Here is a 16,116-nt window from a genome sequence, read left to right on the forward strand (position 1 = left end):
GCCCGCGCCGGGTTGCATCAGTCGAGCGAAGGCATCGGCAGAACCGTCGCAGTCGAAGTGGTGTCCTCCGGCATCACGCCGAACCATTTCTCATGCAGCGACGCGATGGTGCCGTCCTGTTTCAGCGCGGTCAGAACTTCGTTCACTTCGCCCGCCAACGGCGCATCCTTGGCGAACATGAAGGAGTATTTCTCGCCCGTCTCGATGCGCTGAACGACCTTCAGGCTGGGCTTGTCCTTGACGTAGTAGAGCAGCGCCGGAATATCCGAGATATAGCCGTCGATCCGCCCCGCCGTCAGGTCGAGCATCGCTGGCGACAGCCCCTCATACCGCTTGATGTCGGCAAAGCCGTACTCAGCGCTGTGCTCGGTCGCCCACATGTCTCCGGTGGAGCCGGTGTCGACACCGATCACCTTGCCGCTCATCTCGTCCAGCGAGGCCGGGCCATTGGCGGTGACGGTCAGCGACTGGTCGCTGTCGTAGTAGGGCTGCGCGAAGGTCACCGATTCCAGGCGCTTGTCGGTGATGGTGATCGACGACATCGCGACGTCGATGCGCCCAGACTGCACGGCCGAGAACAGGCCGTTGAACGGAATATTGACGATTTCAACATCGTCGCCCAGCTTTTCGGCGACGGCATCGATCAGATCGACCTCAAAACCCGTGAAGGCACCGGTGTCATCCTGAAATTCCCACGGCACGTTGCCGATATTTGCGCCGACCTGAAGCGTGTCCGCCGCAGCCGCGCCCGCAAAAGCCGCCATCGCAACGAGCGAAATTGCGGCGAGTGGTCCTGTTTTTCTGATCATTGAGTGGTTTTCCCTGTTGGTAGTGGTTTTTTATCGCCAAACTGGTCAGACCGGTCTGACCGGTACGACCAATCTGGACCATGACAGAGGCCGCCGATCAAGGCTTGATGTTTGGTCACGGGAAAATTTGCCGCTATACGATCCCTTACCGCTGCTTTGAAAGGCACTTCATGGAGCCACCTTCCAACAAGGATCCCGTCACCCAGACCATCGCCCGGCAGCTGCAGGAGATGATCCGCTCTGGTGCGCTGGCCAAGGACCAGAAGATTCCGCCGCAACGGGCCTTGTCCGAACAGCTCGGCGTATCACGCGCCTCGCTGCGCGAAGCCCTGCTGACGCTGGAAACCCTCGGCCTGGTCAAGACCTACCCGGCGCGCGGCACCTTCGTGCTCGGCACCCAAGCCAAGCCCGCCGCAACGGAGCCGTGGCGCTTCGTGTCGCAATACAGCATCCTCGACGTGTTCCAGTCCCGCCTGCTGATCGAGGGAGAGCTCTGCCGCCTCGCCTGCCCGCTGGTCACACCTGAGGTCGCCAACGCGCTGGAGCAGGCCAACCGCGATTTCGAAGGTGCCTGGCGCGACGGCGATCTGGTCAGCCATGTCGAGGCCGACCTCGCCTTTCACGCTCTGATCGCCGAGACCTGCCCCAACGAGATGATGAAATCGCTCTACCGCTCGGTGCGCGAGATGCTGACCGAAAGCCAGCGCGTGCCCATTCCCAATACCGCCGTCGCGCGGATGGAGGCCTCGATACAAGAGCATCACGTCATCCTGCAGGCCCTGACGCAGAACACCCCCGATGCCGCCGCAGAAGCTATGCGCGCCCATGTCCGCAACACCGCGGCCTGCGCCGGCTACATTGTCTGACGCGGGAGGGGGTCACTCCAGCGGCGCCAGCGGGCGTGGCCCCATCGTCTGCAACAGATGTTCGCGCAGCGTGGCGACGTGGCTGTTGCGTTGGGTGATCGCCTCGAAAACTTCGGGGGCATCGTCGCGCACCATGGCCAGCGCCTCGGCAAACAGGTCATAGCTTTTGGTGCGGATCGTCGGCCGTTCGCCCCATGTCTGCACTGCGTGGGCCAGCAGATGGATCAACCCCTGAGACATGGCCGCCTGCCGGTCATGCTCCTCCGGGGTGGTCACGATGACGTCGAGCTTCAGGCCCCGCCGCAAAAACACCGCCAGCCGCCGCCAACCTTTGCCCTGCAGCGGGCAGAGCACGATCTGTAGCCCCGCCACGCCCATTCGCCCGCTGGCTGGTCCAAACATCGGGTGGGTTGCCAGAATCTCCACCCCCTCCGGTAGCATCGCCTGCATCAGACGCGCCGGTTCCTCCTTGATCGAACAGACATCCACCACCATCTGCCCGGCCCGCAAATGCGGCGCGATTTCCCTCAGGCACTCCGCCACCGCCTGAACCGGCACTGCCAGAATAACGATGTCGCCGCAAATCTCCTGTGGCCCCGTCAGAAACCGGACCTGCGCAGGAGTCTGGCCCGGTGGCAGGCCCCGATCATAGACGCTGACCGCGCAATGCAGCGCGAGATGCGCGGCGATCATCCGGCCAAAGGCGCCGAAACCGACAATCGTGACAGATGTGGAGTGTGAGAGCATGATCCTGATCCTGGGAAACCGGCCAGAGTCACATGCTGATGATGGTGAACCGCTGACCTGTGACAGCGGTGAACACGTAAATGGTCCGCTACCTATGGCAGCGGATAATAAAGCGTCGCGACGGGGAGTGCGCAAAACATCATGGGCCTCACCTAGCGCGCATCTGCCCCTCAGGTCAACGCAAGCTTTGCCACGTGTGCGTCAATCCACACGCCTTAACCCGGGCCTTGCCCCGCACTGCCTTGCCGACGCTCTTCCCACGCTCAGCGTCGTGACCTGCTGATGTCAGTGCATAACCGGTCGCTTCGCCAACAGTTCAGCACGGTCCTGCATGCGGTTTGAACTCCGCAAGCGCGGCATCCGCCCGGCAGAAACGGTTAGCTGGATAGCGTCGGACATGGCGTCGAGGACCATTTCCGGTTTTTTCCAGTTCACCAATGATCACAACAGGCCCTGCATGACGCTCGCGCAGAGCGGTCTGTATCAGCTTACCAGGGCGCGCGCTGCCCCAGCCGCGTTGTGTCCCGACCAAGGAGCCTCCCGCAGGTTCCCCCGCGGCATCACTGCGCGTGGTGGGCACGTCGAGAGGATGCGCCAAGCGGCGCGCCCAGAAGCTCTTCCCGATCCCAGGCGACCCCACCAGCGCAAGAGGATTGAACCGCAGACCGGGCAGCCCTTCACAAGCAGAGGCCCTCAGGCCATGCGAGAAGACGTCCTTTGCCTGGGCCATCCAAGGCATTTCTTCTTGAAGAGCCGCCGCGATCTCGTCCGCCTCATGTTCCGTCATGATCCGTGCAATTGGCTGACCGTCGCGCAGAGGCGTCAACATCGCCTCGTCTCGTTATGGCAGATGCCTAGTGCCGGTCGATTTTTGCAGGAGCTCCAGATAGCGAATGACCCGACGTTTGATCCCGGTATCGGCGTCGGAGGTCAGGTCATAAAAGCTCTGTGTGTTCCCGTTCATCCTGTCGGGTTCACGGCGGTACAGGTCCATCTCGGCCCTTGCATCGGATAGGGTCATATTTCGTGTTGCCCGGTTTCAGAGAAGAGCGGACGCTGGATGTGGCTGCAGCATTATCCCATGTCGACTGTTCGGAGTGCGGACGAAGCTGCCGTTGCACCTCTGCCATTTCTAGCTTTTTATCCGGCAAGACAGGCGGGAGAGGAACATGAACCTTTGGCCGGAACAGTCGGCTCCGAGGTCTGGCCGGTGCTATCCGAACGAGAACGCCTCGCCATTCTAGGCGACATCGGGCGCACGATTGCAGAGGTCCAGGCCGTCGATCCCGGTGAGTTGCTTGAGATGCAGCCGATCTGGCCCGACGTCATCAAACGTCAGGCCGAAGGATGTATCAAGCGGCATAGTCGACAGGGCTTGGAGGCGCCCCTATTGGCCGATCTGCCAGCCTTCTACAGGCGGTGCCTTCAGTACTGCCGGCAGACGTGCAGCCGGTTATCCTCCCCGGGGAATGGATTCCAGAAAATCTGCTTCTGACAGAAACGTCCGATGGCTGGCAGCTCACCGCGGTCATCGACTTAAGCGACGTGATGACAGGCTGGCGCGAATACGATCTCCTGGGACCGAGCGCCTTCATGTGCGCGGGCGTCCCCGACCGCCTCCGGGCATTCCTTGAAGGCTATGGTGTGCCCGCAGAGGACTATGACGATGCGATGCGCCGACGCTTGACGACGCTGATGATGCTCCATGGGGCGAGTGACATGCGGGGCATCGCAATCACTGAATGGCAGTCTTCCGTCAGAAAGCTAGAGGATCTTGAAGACCTGATCTGGCCCAAGACGCCGTAAGCACCAACCGTCATGACTGGCAACTTTGCGCTCGGAAGCAGAATTGCGGCAGCGCGGCACCCATGGAAGCACGCAGAGCCGCTTCTGTGATCACATCAGCGGGCCGCAGCCAACCCAAACGCGACAGTCACGCCAAGCGCATCGATAGCTACGCCGCAGCCATGCGATCCCGCGCCATAATTCCGGAAAGCTGACACTCGGCACGCCTCTACGGCGATCGATGACGCTGCAGACCGCTCTACCGGAAGAGATGCGCAGATCTGGGTGAAGATAATGCCGCGAGTGCATATTTCAGCGATCTGTCACTCGTGACACCTTGCCACAATGAACTCGCGGAATAGGTTCTGGCCAGCCGTCAGGACTAAGCCCCCACAATCAGTGGAGATTTCACTGTCGATCCGTTCTGGCAGGCGAAAGCCATCCTACAAGGCTACCACCAATTGCTAAAACAGCACATGAGGTCATGAGATCACCCAGAGCATAAGTAAAACCGTTCCAGATGATCGTGAGAATTGTGTTCAGGTGCGCGGCGCGCGCGTTCACAACCTCAAGGACGTCGATATTGACATACCGCGCAACGCGCTGGTCGTCTTCACTGGGATTTCGGGCTCTGGGAAATCTTCTCTGGCCTTTGGCACGCTATTCGCGGAATCCCAGCGACGGTTTCTCGAGTCCGTCTCCCCCTATGCGCGGCGGTTGATAGACCAGGTCGGCGAAGCAGACGTGGATAGCATCAGCGGGCTTCCACCGGCCGTCGCCTTGCAGCAGCAAAGGGGCACCGCATCGGCCCGGTCGTCCGTGGGCAGTGTCACGACGATCTCCAACGGTTTGAGGATGCTGTATTCCCGTGCTGGTGAATACCCAAAGGGGCAGTCGATCCTCTACGCAGATGCTTTCTCGCCCAATACGCCCGACGGTGCGTGCCCACGTTGCCACGGCATCGGCCGCGTGTTCAACGTGACGGAAGACCTGCTGGTCCCCGATCCAACCTTGACGATCCGCAACGGTGCTATTGCCGGTTGGCCCCCGGCCTGGGGCGGGCAGAACCTGCGCGATATTCTGATCTCTCTGGGGTACGACATCGACACACCTTGGCAAGATCTGCCACGCGACACCCGCGACTGGATCCTGTTCACGGACGACACCCCCGAGGTAGCCGTCTATGCGCGGATGACACCGCAGGAAACGCGACGGGCGCGGGAAGAGAACCGCTCGCCCACCTACATGGGCACCTTCACCAGTGCGCGGAATTATGTGTTGAAATCCTTTGCCACGACGCAAAGCGAGCGGACCAAAAAGCGCGTCTCTCAGTTCATGGATATTTCCGTCTGTCCGGCGTGCGACGGCAAGAAGCTGAAACCCGAGTCGCTGTCGGTCACTTTCGAGGGGCTGGATATCGGACAGATCTCACGGCTGACGCTGAGCGATCTTGCAACATTGCTAGACACCGCAGCGCACCGGGATCCGGTGGCGGATGACATAAGCCCCGAAAAGACAATCGTTGCGCAACGGATATCCCGCGACATCATGGCCCGCGTGGCAGCTCTGACGCGCCTTGGCCTTGGCTATCTGTCGCTGGAACGGAATACTGTCAGCCTGTCGCCGGGGGAATTGCAGCGGTTGCGACTGGCCACGCAGATCCGGTCGCAACTCTTCGGTGTGGTCTATGTGCTGGACGAGCCGTCGGCGGGGCTTCATCCCTCTGATACCCAAGCCTTGCTGGGTGCATTGGATGACCTGAAAGGCGCTGGCAACTCTCTCTTCGTGGTCGAGCATGATGTCAATGTCATCCGGCACGCCGACTGGATCGTGGACGTCGGTCCGGACGCGGGCACCGATGGCGGCACTGTCGTCTACAGCGGCCCGTTCGATGGCCTGCGCGGGATAGAGAACTCGCACACCGCGCGGCATCTGTTTGATCACGCCCGCGCTGGCGACCGCACCCCCAGAGAGCCGAAAGGCTGGCTGCGTCTGGCAGGGGTCACCCGCAACAACCTTCACGGAGTTAATGTTGATCTACCGCTGGGGGTTTTGGCAACGGTGTCGGGCGTGTCCGGATCAGGCAAGTCCAGCCTTGTCAGCCAAGCGCTCGTTGCACTCGTCGGTGATGCCTTGGGGCAAAAGCCAGTGGCCGAGACCACTGACAACGAACCGGAACTGCTGGAGAGGGAACTGGACACCCCGATCGATGGCCACATCGTCGATGGCATGCAGCATATCCGGCGTCTGGTCGTTGTGGATCAGAAACCTATCGGCCGCACGCCGCGGTCCAATCTTGCAACCTACACCGGACTGTTCGACCATGTGCGCAAGTTGTTCGCCGCAACAGCTGAAGCGCGGGCAAGGCGCTACGACGCCGGACGTTTTTCCTTCAACGTGGTCAAGGGCCGCTGCCCGAACTGCGAAGGCGCTGGTTTCGTCAGCGTCGAACTGCTGTTCCTTCCCAGCGTCTATGCGCCTTGTCCGGTCTGTCGCGGGCAACGCTACAACGACGAGACGCTCGACATCCGCTATAATGGAAAGACCATCGCAGAGATCCTCGATCTGACGGTGGAGCGGGCGCACGACTTCTTTGCCGACGACCCCGCAATCACTCGCGCGATCGCGGCCTTGCGTCAGGTCGGCCTTGGGTATCTGCGCCTTGGCCAACCCGCGACAGAACTGTCCGGTGGCGAGGCGCAGAGGATCAAGCTGGCAACGGAACTACAGCGCGCACAACGCAGCGACACGCTTTACGTTCTGGACGAACCCACGACCGGTCTGCATCCCGCGGACGTAACCCTGTTGCTGGCACAGCTCGATCGGCTGGTTGACGCGGGAAATTCCGTCATCATGGTCGAACACAACATGCTTGTCGCACGGCGTAGTGACTGGGTTGTCGATATCGGCCCCGGTGCTGGCGACGAAGGCGGCAAGGTGGTGGAACAAGGGCCGCCGGCAGAGGTGGCCCGCTCCAAAAGCAGCAAAACTGCCCCCTTCCTTTTTCCAGCGACAGACCCGTCATAGAGAGGTGGTTCCGGAAATCTGAACAGCCGGGATAAGTGGATTTTTCGCGCAACAGCAGCATGATGCTGCGAGCGAGGAGCAGGCCATGGCAGGACGACCACGCCGGAACCACAGCCCGGCATTCAAGGCGAAAATGGCGGTTGCCGCGATCAAGGGCGAGAAGACCGTGATCGAGCTGGCGCAGGACTTCGACCTGCCGACATTTCAGCGAGAACGACTTCCGTTCGCAACAAAGAGTCGCTTCACGCTGGTCGTGTCAGCGCCTCGCTACTCCCTGCACCAGGCTTGGGCGACGCCTTTGGACTGCCTGCCGTCGACTGCAGCCAGCCCTGAGACGGTTTCGGTCCGGTATCTTCATGCTGCATGACCTGCTCCCCTTTCGCAACGGTAAAGCCAGGTGCAACGAGAGCTATGCTGCAGGCGCAAAATCAGAAGTGCAACGTCCCGAAAGCTGACGCTCGGCGCGTTGCAGCATCGCTGGTTGATGCTGCAGGCTGCTCGACCGGCAGAGATGCGCAGGGAGCCGCCCTTGCAAACTCAGCCTTCTGACGAGATCGAGCGACATTTCAAGCTGCGATGCCGCGTGCAGAATCTGCCTTTCGCTGCAGCTGCATCATTCAAGCACACCCAACCGTCTGCACTGGGGACAATCCGGACTTTGACCTTGAGCGAGCCAATGACTGGTTTGGCGGAGCGGCATCAAACCAATTACAAATTTAGCGTTGAAGATCGGTCGCACTGAGAGCGCTGAAATGCTCTATGCCTGACGAAGCGGCCACCCCAAAACGGATGATATTTTGCGATGAATTAGTTTATTCAATTTATTCGTAAACTGGGGTTGCCGCCACTCTGAAAGCGGCGGCAGTTTCATTCAATCGAACAGCGGAATATCGACTTCAGCTGTTTCAAAAAGATAATCCCGCGACGCGACGATCTTGTCGCGCAACGCTGGGATGTCCTGCCCGACCAATATTCCTTTCCACTTTTTGATTTGCCCTGCCACCAGAACCGATTCCACGTTGGACCGGTCCATCAGAGTCACCACGGCACCGGCCGCGTTGTTCAGCGGCGCCACGTTCAGCGCATTCGCATCCAGAAGGATGATGTCGGCCTCTTTGCCTGGTGTCAGCGATCCAGTCTTGTGGTCCAGCTTCAGACCCTTTGCACCGTTGATCGTTGCAAACTTGATGACCTCGTGGGCATCAAGCAACGCAGGTGCCTCGGTCGGGCCTTGTTCCAACGCAATCTGGTTTGCCATGGCGCGTTGCAGCGTGATCGCGCCGCGCATCTGTGTAAAGAAATCCGCTGTCATCGTGCATTCCACGTCAACAGACAAGGATGGCTCCATCCCCATATCGATCGCCTTCTGGATCGGTGGCATGCCATGACGCATTTGCATCTCGATCGGGACCGACAGGGAAACATGAGCCCCAACTTCTTTTGCGCGGTCCCAAGCCTGATCTGACATTCCAGTCATGTGGATGAACAAGTGCTTATCCGTGTAATGCGGGATCAGTCGGTCCATGGTTTCCTGCATGCCCAACGATCCGACGACATGCAGACCGACCATCAGATCAAGCTCTTTCGCCAGATTCCACAGGTTCAACGGATCGACGTCGGGCAGGTAAACCTCTCCTCCCATCAACATGCTCAGCAGCTGATCATCAGTGCCGAAATAAGCGTCACGGATCCGACGCGCATCCTGGGGATAGGCAAGATCAGGACCATAACCTTCGAAGTAGCCAAAGACACCGCGACGACCAACAGCTTTCATCCCTTCGATCACCGCATCGGAATGAGCGGGCGAATGATGGATCTGAGAGACATCAAGCACGGTCGTCACACCTGCATCCAGCTGGCTTAGGCCGCCGAAAAGCTGCGCGATATAGACATCCTCGGGACGGTAGACCTTGGAGAACTTACCAAGAATATCTTCCAGATAATTTGCCGCACCGGGGCGAGTGGGATCGGGAAACATGATCCCGTTCGGCAGATAAGACCGCAGCGCTGTTTCGAACTGGTGGTGGTGGGTGTCGACGAACCCCGGCATCACAACACGGCCTGAGGCATCAATCTGCGCTGCGTCACCTGCGTCGATGGACGGTGCTACTTCTAGGATCTTAGTACCCTCAATCAGCACATCGCCGGTGAAGTCGCCAATCGCCGCATCAAGGCTCAGGATATGGCCGCCCTTGATCAAGGTACGACGACCGGGGGCACCAACACCGGCCGGGGTGGTCTGCGCAGCGGCCGGGCGCGACATGAAGCCCGGCAGAAAGGCCGCAGCCGCCGCACTGGCCATCGCCGTGCGCATGAAATTCCGACGTGTCGTGCCGGGCTGCCGGTGCGGCAAACCCACGTTGCAAAGCTCACACATTGTGTTTTTCCTCTAACGAACTATTAATACGTTACTTACCTATCGGACGCGTAAAATCGCACAAGGAGGCACATTTTTGAAACTAGGGAACATGTCTGTACCCGGGGATTGTGAGCGAATTTCTCCAATCCTGTCGCGGGTTGGCGATAAGTGGACCGTTTTGGTGATTTTGATCCTGTCGGAAGAGCCGAAGCGCTATAATCAGATCCGCCGAGAAGTCGAAAATATCTCTCAGCGAATGCTGACGGTGACGCTGCGTGGGTTAGAACGCGACGGTCTGGTGATGCGCCGCGTCTTTGCCGAAAAGAACCCGCCTTGGGTCGAATACAGCCTAACAGAGCTAGGCCACACCCTTGTCGAACCATTACTTGCGCTCTGCAAATGGGCGTCCACCAATTATTTGCTCATAGAGGAAAACGCCCGAAATGCGGAAGCCACCTGCAATTGATTTAAAAGTTGCGGAAGGCGCGGTCAGGACACAGGCGCTTTCACTGCGGTTGTGATCTCTTACGCAGGAACAGACATGCCTTTCCCCGGCAAAATCGAGCACTTCGGTATGTGACCGGACTTGCGGCTGTGCAGCACGAGGTCATCGCCCCCCCCAAAAAAACCGCCTCGGGGGTCACCACAGCGGGTCGCAGCCAGCCCTTTCTTACCGGTCGCACGCGTCGGCTTTGCAGATGCAGCATCTGACACGGAGGGCGGAAAACGGTCATTCGCTGCGCCTAGCACGAAGGGCAGCAGTGCGCAGAGAGCGGACAGTGCCATTGGGCGGATCAACCGAAGGCAAGACGGCGCTCCCGGCCCAATGCCGACCATCAGCCTCGGATCGGAATGCTGCAGCGCGGCCCACCGAAGCAGCCCTTCGCCGCGCTTGCGAACCCCGGCGGGGTCGGAATTTCCGCAGTGCGGGACAAAGCTGAACTTTACTCTTTTTGCAGTAATGTCTTCTATTAGGGAGACGCAGTTTCTTGTGTATTTCTGCTTTGTTCAATTCAGTTGCGACAGAAATTTGTCGGCAATCTTCAAATGGCAGTCCTTGTTTTCAGGCTTCATCCGCTCTGCCGTGCGGCACATCATGGCCCAACGCGGGTTCTTTGCGAGCGCACCTGAATGCTTGAAAATGAAACGCCAATACAATCCGTCCCAGACCTCCGTCCAAGGTCCTTTGTCCCAGTGGCTCATTTTCCGGATGTAGTTTGAGCCGGAGAAGTAAGGCTTGGTGGTGATCAACCCACCATCTGCGTGCTGGCTCATAGCGTAGACATTGGGAACCATGACCCAATCATAGCTGTCCACGAACATCTCCATGAACCAGCGATAAATGTCGTCCGGGTCGATCTCGCACATGAACATGAAGCCACCAAGCACCATCAGCCGCTCGATATGGTGGCAATAACCGGTCGCGAGCACGCGCCGGATCGTGTCGTCTAGCGGGGCAATGCCGGTTGTGCCGTCATAGAAGGTATGGGGCATAGGGCGGTGGTGGCCCCAATAGTTCGTACGGCGCATGGGGACACCAAGGTCGTCATAGGTGGCGCGCATAAATTCACGCCAACCGATGATTTGACGGAGGAAACCTTCCAGCGAATTCAGAGGGATATCCCTGCGCTTTGCATAAGTAAGCGTGGTGTCCAGCACCTGGCTCGGGGTGAGCAGCCCGATATTCAGCACAGGGGTTAGAATGGCATGCCAGAGCCAGCTTTCATCTGCGACAATAGCATCTTCAAAGTCGCCGAACCGGTCAAGTCGCCGCTCGAGGAACTGATCGAACCAAGCGGCGGCACCCGCGTGCGAGGTCGGATAGTAGAGCTTTTCCAAACTGCCTGTCGCGTTTGGGAATTCGGCAAGAACGCTTGCTTTTGCGGCCTCATCGATGGCGTCATGGCCGGGCCAATCGATCCAGGGCAAGCTTGCCAGCAACGCCTTTGGCACCTTCTTGCGGTTGTCCTCGTCAAAGCTCCATTTCCCGCCCAGAGGTTGGTCATTCTCCATCAACACGTCCAGGCGGCGGCGCTGGCTTTTATAGAAATCTGCCATGAACCGGCGCTTACGGCCTTGCGACCATTCAAGATTGTCGGCCGGGCTGTTCAGAAAGCCGGGAGAGGGCAGGATATCAAGTTCGATGCCTGTGTCATCGGCGGCCTCACGAAGGCGACGTTCGGCAACGAAATCAACCGGGTTGGCCATGACCACTTCTGTGATTTCTTGCCCTCTTAGGTTTTGAAAAAGCCGCAGGCACGCCCCCTTTTGCCCGTCATATGGAAAGGGCTGACACTTGTCATCCGCTGCGCCTGGCACGAAGGTTGGATTTGGGCCTGACACGTCGAACAACGCGGAAGCTGAGTAATCTTCATCTTATTCCAGTTCCTCTGCCATCCACCTTATCAGGGGATGGCAGAGGACATTACTGCGCGGAGCAGACGCGCCCTAAGTAGAGCGCCCAAAGCAGAGCAGCCTCGAGCCGCCGCACCAACTGATGAAACAAATCAAAACCAAAAGGAGACTGTGTGCGTTAGGTGTGTGAGCAGACTGGCTCTCCTACACTCGAAATCTGCCACCTTATGGTGCCCGCGGCGAGACTCGAACTCGCACGGCTAAAGCCTGAGGATTTTAAGTCCTCTGTGTCTACCATTCCACCACGCGGGCGCGCGCCCCGGCCCCTGCGGCAAAGCAAGGGGGGAAAGGCGAGCCATCGGACCATAGCCGCAAAACCGGCCTTGTAAACCCGGCCCGAGAGGGCAAATGCCCCGGACACCAAAGCGCGCAATCGCGCTTGACGCCACCGGTGTTTCCACCCAGCGTCGCGCCATGTTTCCCCTGCGCGATCATAACCCCTCCGGCAGCACGCCCTTTGTCACCTACGGCCTCATTGCCCTCAATATTCTGATCTTTTTCAGCTATTCCACACGTCTGGGCGACCCGGAGGCGATCCTCAGCTTCTATGATCATTACGCCATGATTCCCGCACGCATCAGCGCGGGCGAAGGGTACAGCACGCTGATCACCTCGATGTTCCTGCACGGCGGGCTGCTGCACCTGGCGGGAAACATGTTGTTCCTGTGGATTTTCGGTGACAATCTTGAGGATGAGATGGGCCATATCGCCTACCTCGGCTTCTACCTCGCCTGCGGCGTCGGCGCGTCTCTGGCGCAGGTGCTCTCGGCGCCGGACTCTGTGGTGCCGACAGTCGGCGCTTCGGGGGCCATTGCCGGCGTGCTGGGCGGCTACCTGCTGCTCTACCCGCGCGCCCGGGTCGATATCCTCGTGATCCTGCTGGTTTTCTTCCGCATCTTTTCAGTTCCGGCCTGGATCATGCTGGGGCTGTGGTTCGTCCTGCAGCTGTTCAACGGCTTTGGCTCGGACCCAACGACCGGCGGCGTCGCCTACTGGGCGCACTCGGGCGGCTTCCTGCTCGGCCTTGCCCTGACACTGCCTCTGTTCCTGCGCCTCGGCGGCCCACGCTTCTGGAGCGCGCATCGCGGCAAACCGCCCCACCCCGAGGTAAAATATCAGCTCTCGCGCAGCAGCATCCCCAAAGTCCGCCGCAAACGCTGACCCCAGCAAAAACACCCGGCCCACAAAACAAAACCGGCCGCGCAAACCGCGCGGCCGACCTCTTCATCATCTTGCCTGAAATACTTCCGCCGGAGGCACCCCTCCAGACAAACAAAGCTTCAGGTATTCCGGATAATCTTGGAGAACTTGTCGAACAGCGGCTCGTTGGCACAGATGACTTCGCCATCGGCAATGATATTGCCCTCGGGGTTCAGCGGCTGGATGAACCCGCCCGCTTCGCGCACGATGACAATGCCCGCTGCCATGTCCCAGGGCTTCAGACGACGCTCCCAGAACCCGTCATAGCGACCGGCAGCCACATAGGCCATGTCGAGCGATGCCGCCCCCCAGCGCCGCACACCGGCACAGGCCGGCAGCAACCGCGCGAGGTCTTTCAGCGTCTCGGGCAGATCGGCGCGCCCGGCAAAGGGCAGCCCTGTTGCATAGATGGACTCGATCATCCGGATCCGGCCTGAGGCACGGATACGGCTCTCGTTCATCCAGGCGCCTTCGCCCTTCTCGGCCAGGAACATCTCGTCCTTGGCGGCGTCATAGATGACACCAGCAATGATCTGGCCCTTGTGTTCCAGCGCGATCGACACCGCCCAATGCGGCAGACCGTGCAGAAAGTTGGTGGTGCCATCCAGCGGATCGACGATCCAGCGCCGGGTCGGATCGTCGCCCGGCTCCTCGCCACCCTCTTCGGCCAGCCAGCCGTAGGTCGGGCGCGCGCCCATCAACTCGTCCTTGAGGATTTTTTCCGCCGCGATATCGGCGCGGCTGACAAAGTCGCCTGCCCCCTTCATCGAAACCTGAAGGTTCTCGACTTCGCGGAAATCCTTCACGAGGCTCCGGCCGGCCTTGCGGGCGGCTTTCAGCATGATGTTGAGGTTGGCACTAAAGGGCATGTTGGGGCGGCTCCTTGATCCGAAGTTGCGCGTATAGACCGCAAGGCCCCGCTTGCCAAGGGGCGCTAGGGCGTGGTTTGGCCCTGCCCGCCCGATGCTGTCAATATCGGCGAGGGTGCCGCGGTCATCCCCGAGCGGCCGCGTTGCAACTTCACCGCTTCGGTGCGCGCCAGCCGGGTGAAATGCGCCATGAAGGGCTTGGCGGTATCCTCGGCGCGACAGGCCGCGAACATACGCCGTGTCAGCCCCTTTTCGGTGATCGGCCTGGTGATGTAATCGGAGTGAAATTTCACCTCGCGCAGCACCCAGTCCGGCAGCACCGTGACCCCGCGCCCCGAGGCGACCAGCAGCAGGATCACCTCCGTCAGCTCGACCCGCCGGATCGCCGCAGGCTCCACCCCCGCAGGCTCCAGCAGCATCGAAAACACATCGAGGCGCGAGCGGTCCACCGGATAGGTCAGCAGCGTCTCGCCCAGAAAATCTTCCGGTTCTATAAAGGGTTTATCGGCCAGCGGATGCCCGGCGGCGGCAACGAACAGCGGCGAATAATCAAACAGCGGCGCGAAGGTAATGCCGGGAATATCCTCGGGGTCCGAGGTGATCACCACATCTACCGTCTCACGCTCCAGCGCCTCGATGGCGCTAAACGCCAGGCCGGGGCGGATGTCGACATCGACGTCATTCCAGGTGTGGCGGAACAGCTCCAGCACCGGCAGCAGCCACTCGAAACAGGCGTGGCACTCAATGGCGATGTGCAGCCGCCCGGCGCTGCCGTGGCGCAGGTTGTCGAACTCCACCTCCAGCGCCTCGATCTCCGGCAGCACCCGGTCGGCGACGCGCAACAGCCGCAGCCCGGCCGCCGACAGGCGCATCGGTTTGGTGCGCCGCCCGAACAGCTCCATCCCGACCTGCTCCTCCAACCCTTTGATCTGATGGCTCAACGCGCTTTGCGTGATGCGCAACAGGTCGGCAGCCTTGGCGAGGCCCCCCGCCTCGTGAATCGCACGGATCGTGCGCAAATGGCGAAGCTCGATATGCATCTTGTCCCGGACTCATGAAGATCGTGAATATTATGAAGTTGTCTCATGTCAGCGGCTTTGTCACAAGAGATCAACTGACATGAGGCTTCCCAGATGACCGTTCCTGCCGTTTCCTTTGAATTCTTCCCGCCGAAAAACCTTGAGGCGTCCTTCAAGCTCTGGGACACCGTGCAGGTTCTGGCCCCCCTCGCGCCGCGCTTCGTCTCCGTCACCTACGGCGCGGGCGGCACCACGCGCGATCTGACGCGCGACGCCGTGGCGACGCTGCACAAGCACATGGGCCTGAACACTGCCGCCCACCTGACCTGCGTCAACGCCACCCGCGAAGAAACCCTCGCCGTGGCCGACAGCTTTGCCGAGGCGGGCGTGACCGAACTGGTCGCCCTGCGCGGCGATCCCCCCAAGGGCGCGGGCCAGTTCTCGGTCCACCCCGGTGGCTTCGCCAATTCAATCGAGCTGGTCGAAGCCCTTGCCGACAAAGGCAAATTCACCATCCGCGTCGGGGCCTATCCCGAACCGCACCCCGAATCTGCCGACACCGCCGCCGATGTCGCCTGGCTGAAGCGCAAGTTTCAGGCCGGCGCGGACGAGGCCATCACCCAGTTCTTCTTCGAGACCGAGACCTTCCTGCGCTTCCGGGATGATTGCGCCCGCGCCGGCATCACCAAGCCCATCGTCCCCGGCATCATGCCGATCGAGAACTGGAAGGGCATGCGCAAATTCGCCGCCGGCTGTGGCGCGGCCTTCCCCGACAGCCTGGTCGACATGTTCGAGAAAGCCGACCGTGACGGGCGCGCCGACCTGCTGGCCACCGCGCTGTGCACCGAAATGTGCGACCGTCTGCTCTCTGAGGGGGTCGAGAACCTGCACTTCTATACGCTCAACAAGCCCGAACTGACCCGTGATGTCTGCCACGCCCTCGGTGTGACGCCTCAGTCACGGCTGGAAAACGTCGCGTAATAAATCCGCATTGCGGTTGTGCGTTTCACCCTGCGGGAA

Annotated in this window: 15 protein-coding genes and 1 tRNA gene; 7 read left to right on the forward strand and 9 right to left on the reverse strand. The window is 60.2% G+C overall.

The window, feature by feature from the left end:
* Positions 1-17 precede the first annotated feature (17 nt).
* Positions 18-809, reverse strand: a complete 792-nt coding sequence (locus F3W81_RS08520; protein WP_193083169.1) for a transporter substrate-binding domain-containing protein — start codon at positions 807-809, stop codon at positions 18-20.
* Positions 810-979: 170 nt separating this feature from the next.
* On the opposite strand from F3W81_RS08520, the gene F3W81_RS08525 reads away from it, so the two are divergent.
* Positions 980-1,675, forward strand: a complete 696-nt coding sequence (locus F3W81_RS08525; protein WP_193083170.1) for a FadR/GntR family transcriptional regulator — start codon at positions 980-982, stop codon at positions 1,673-1,675.
* A 12-nt stretch (positions 1,676-1,687) separates the two neighbouring features.
* Here the strand turns inward: F3W81_RS08525 and F3W81_RS08530 are convergent, their stop codons facing one another.
* From F3W81_RS08530 to F3W81_RS21025, 3 genes are all read right to left on the reverse strand, one after another.
* Positions 1,688-2,422, reverse strand: coding sequence for a prephenate dehydrogenase/arogenate dehydrogenase family protein (locus F3W81_RS08530; RefSeq protein WP_193083171.1), 735 nt, complete (start codon positions 2,420-2,422; stop codon positions 1,688-1,690).
* Positions 2,423-2,738: 316 nt separating this feature from the next.
* Positions 2,739-3,251, reverse strand: coding sequence for a P-loop NTPase family protein (locus F3W81_RS08535; RefSeq protein ID WP_193083172.1), 513 nt, complete (start codon positions 3,249-3,251; stop codon positions 2,739-2,741).
* A gap of 411 nt (positions 3,252-3,662) precedes the next feature.
* Positions 3,663-3,785, reverse strand: coding sequence for a hypothetical protein (locus tag F3W81_RS21025; RefSeq protein WP_264298900.1), 123 nt, complete (start codon positions 3,783-3,785; stop codon positions 3,663-3,665).
* Positions 3,786-3,865: 80 nt separating this feature from the next.
* Between F3W81_RS21025 and F3W81_RS08540 the strand changes: the two genes are divergently transcribed.
* The 3 genes from F3W81_RS08540 to F3W81_RS08550 all read left to right on the forward strand — a co-directional run bounded on the left by F3W81_RS08540 (position 3,866) and on the right by F3W81_RS08550 (position 7,601).
* Complete coding sequence (locus tag F3W81_RS08540) at positions 3,866-4,228, forward strand: aminoglycoside phosphotransferase family protein (RefSeq protein ID WP_264298901.1); 363 nt, start codon at positions 3,866-3,868, stop codon at positions 4,226-4,228.
* Between the two features lie 522 nt (positions 4,229-4,750).
* Positions 4,751-7,234 (forward strand): excinuclease ABC subunit UvrA, encoded by a 2,484-nt coding sequence (locus F3W81_RS08545; RefSeq protein WP_193083174.1) that lies wholly within the window; start codon positions 4,751-4,753, stop codon positions 7,232-7,234.
* Between the two features lie 85 nt (positions 7,235-7,319).
* Entirely contained in the window at positions 7,320-7,601 is a 282-nt protein-coding gene (locus F3W81_RS08550) for a hypothetical protein (RefSeq protein ID WP_193084069.1), read from the forward strand.
* Between the two features lie 504 nt (positions 7,602-8,105).
* On the opposite strand, the gene F3W81_RS08555 is transcribed toward F3W81_RS08550, so the two are convergent.
* Positions 8,106-9,611, reverse strand: a complete 1,506-nt coding sequence (locus F3W81_RS08555) for an amidohydrolase family protein (RefSeq protein WP_193083175.1) — start codon at positions 9,609-9,611, stop codon at positions 8,106-8,108.
* Between the two features lie 76 nt (positions 9,612-9,687).
* On the opposite strand from F3W81_RS08555, the gene F3W81_RS08560 reads away from it, so the two are divergent.
* Positions 9,688-10,059, forward strand: a complete 372-nt coding sequence (locus F3W81_RS08560) for a winged helix-turn-helix transcriptional regulator (RefSeq protein WP_226941920.1) — start codon at positions 9,688-9,690, stop codon at positions 10,057-10,059.
* A 542-nt stretch (positions 10,060-10,601) separates the two neighbouring features.
* Here F3W81_RS08560 and F3W81_RS08565 read toward each other — a convergent pair.
* The gene (locus F3W81_RS08565) at positions 10,602-11,801 is read right to left on the reverse strand and encodes a cryptochrome/photolyase family protein (RefSeq protein ID WP_264298902.1); all 1,200 of its coding nucleotides are present in this window, start codon (positions 11,799-11,801) and stop codon (positions 10,602-10,604) included.
* 375 nt (positions 11,802-12,176) lie between these two features.
* A tRNA-Leu gene (locus F3W81_RS08570) sits at positions 12,177-12,260 on the reverse strand.
* 162 nt (positions 12,261-12,422) lie between these two features.
* Here F3W81_RS08570 and F3W81_RS08575 point away from each other — a divergent pair.
* On the forward strand, positions 12,423-13,169 hold the full coding sequence (locus F3W81_RS08575) for a rhomboid family intramembrane serine protease (RefSeq protein WP_193083737.1): 747 nt from the start codon (positions 12,423-12,425) through the stop codon (positions 13,167-13,169).
* A gap of 119 nt (positions 13,170-13,288) precedes the next feature.
* On the opposite strand, the gene F3W81_RS08580 is transcribed toward F3W81_RS08575, so the two are convergent.
* Both F3W81_RS08580 and F3W81_RS08585 read right to left on the reverse strand, forming a co-directional pair.
* A complete protein-coding gene (locus tag F3W81_RS08580; protein ID WP_193083177.1) occupies positions 13,289-14,077 on the reverse strand; it encodes an inositol monophosphatase family protein in 789 nt (262 codons plus the stop codon).
* A 65-nt stretch (positions 14,078-14,142) separates the two neighbouring features.
* Complete coding sequence (locus F3W81_RS08585) at positions 14,143-15,117, reverse strand: LysR family transcriptional regulator (RefSeq protein ID WP_193083178.1); 975 nt, start codon at positions 15,115-15,117, stop codon at positions 14,143-14,145.
* A 93-nt stretch (positions 15,118-15,210) separates the two neighbouring features.
* Between F3W81_RS08585 and metF the strand changes: the two genes are divergently transcribed.
* Positions 15,211-16,077 (forward strand): methylenetetrahydrofolate reductase [NAD(P)H], encoded by an 867-nt coding sequence (gene metF, locus F3W81_RS08590; RefSeq protein ID WP_193083179.1) that lies wholly within the window; start codon positions 15,211-15,213, stop codon positions 16,075-16,077.
* The last annotated feature ends 39 nt before the right edge of the window (positions 16,078-16,116 follow it).

Origin of the sequence: Pseudooceanicola spongiae (genome assembly GCF_014899185.1) — a bacterium.
GTDB classification, from domain to species: Bacteria; Pseudomonadota; Alphaproteobacteria; order Rhodobacterales; family Rhodobacteraceae; genus Pseudooceanicola; species Pseudooceanicola spongiae.

What these genes read in the sequence shown, in the direction of transcription:
- F3W81_RS08520 (WP_193083169.1), bottom strand. Translation starts at nt 809, where the DNA reads ATGATCAGAAAAACAGGACCACTCGCCGCAATTTCGCTCGTTGCGATG.
- F3W81_RS08525 (WP_193083170.1), top strand. Translation starts at nt 980, where the DNA reads ATGGAGCCACCTTCCAACAAGGATCCCGTCACCCAGACCATCGCCCGG.
- F3W81_RS08530 (WP_193083171.1), bottom strand. Translation starts at nt 2,422, where the DNA reads ATGCTCTCACACTCCACATCTGTCACGATTGTCGGTTTCGGCGCCTTT.
- F3W81_RS08535 (WP_193083172.1), bottom strand. Translation starts at nt 3,251, where the DNA reads ATGTTGACGCCTCTGCGCGACGGTCAGCCAATTGCACGGATCATGACG.
- F3W81_RS21025 (WP_264298900.1), bottom strand. Translation starts at nt 3,785, where the DNA reads ATGCCGCTTGATACATCCTTCGGCCTGACGTTTGATGACGTCGGGCCA.
- F3W81_RS08550 (WP_193084069.1), top strand. Translation starts at nt 7,320, where the DNA reads ATGGCAGGACGACCACGCCGGAACCACAGCCCGGCATTCAAGGCGAAA.
- F3W81_RS08555 (WP_193083175.1), bottom strand. Translation starts at nt 9,611, where the DNA reads ATGTGTGAGCTTTGCAACGTGGGTTTGCCGCACCGGCAGCCCGGCACG.
- F3W81_RS08565 (WP_264298902.1), bottom strand. Translation starts at nt 11,801, where the DNA reads ATGGCCAACCCGGTTGATTTCGTTGCCGAACGTCGCCTTCGTGAGGCC.
- F3W81_RS08575 (WP_193083737.1), top strand. Translation starts at nt 12,423, where the DNA reads ATGTTTCCCCTGCGCGATCATAACCCCTCCGGCAGCACGCCCTTTGTC.
- F3W81_RS08580 (WP_193083177.1), bottom strand. Translation starts at nt 14,077, where the DNA reads ATGCCCTTTAGTGCCAACCTCAACATCATGCTGAAAGCCGCCCGCAAG.
- F3W81_RS08585 (WP_193083178.1), bottom strand. Translation starts at nt 15,117, where the DNA reads ATGCATATCGAGCTTCGCCATTTGCGCACGATCCGTGCGATTCACGAG.
- metF (WP_193083179.1), top strand. Translation starts at nt 15,211, where the DNA reads ATGACCGTTCCTGCCGTTTCCTTTGAATTCTTCCCGCCGAAAAACCTT.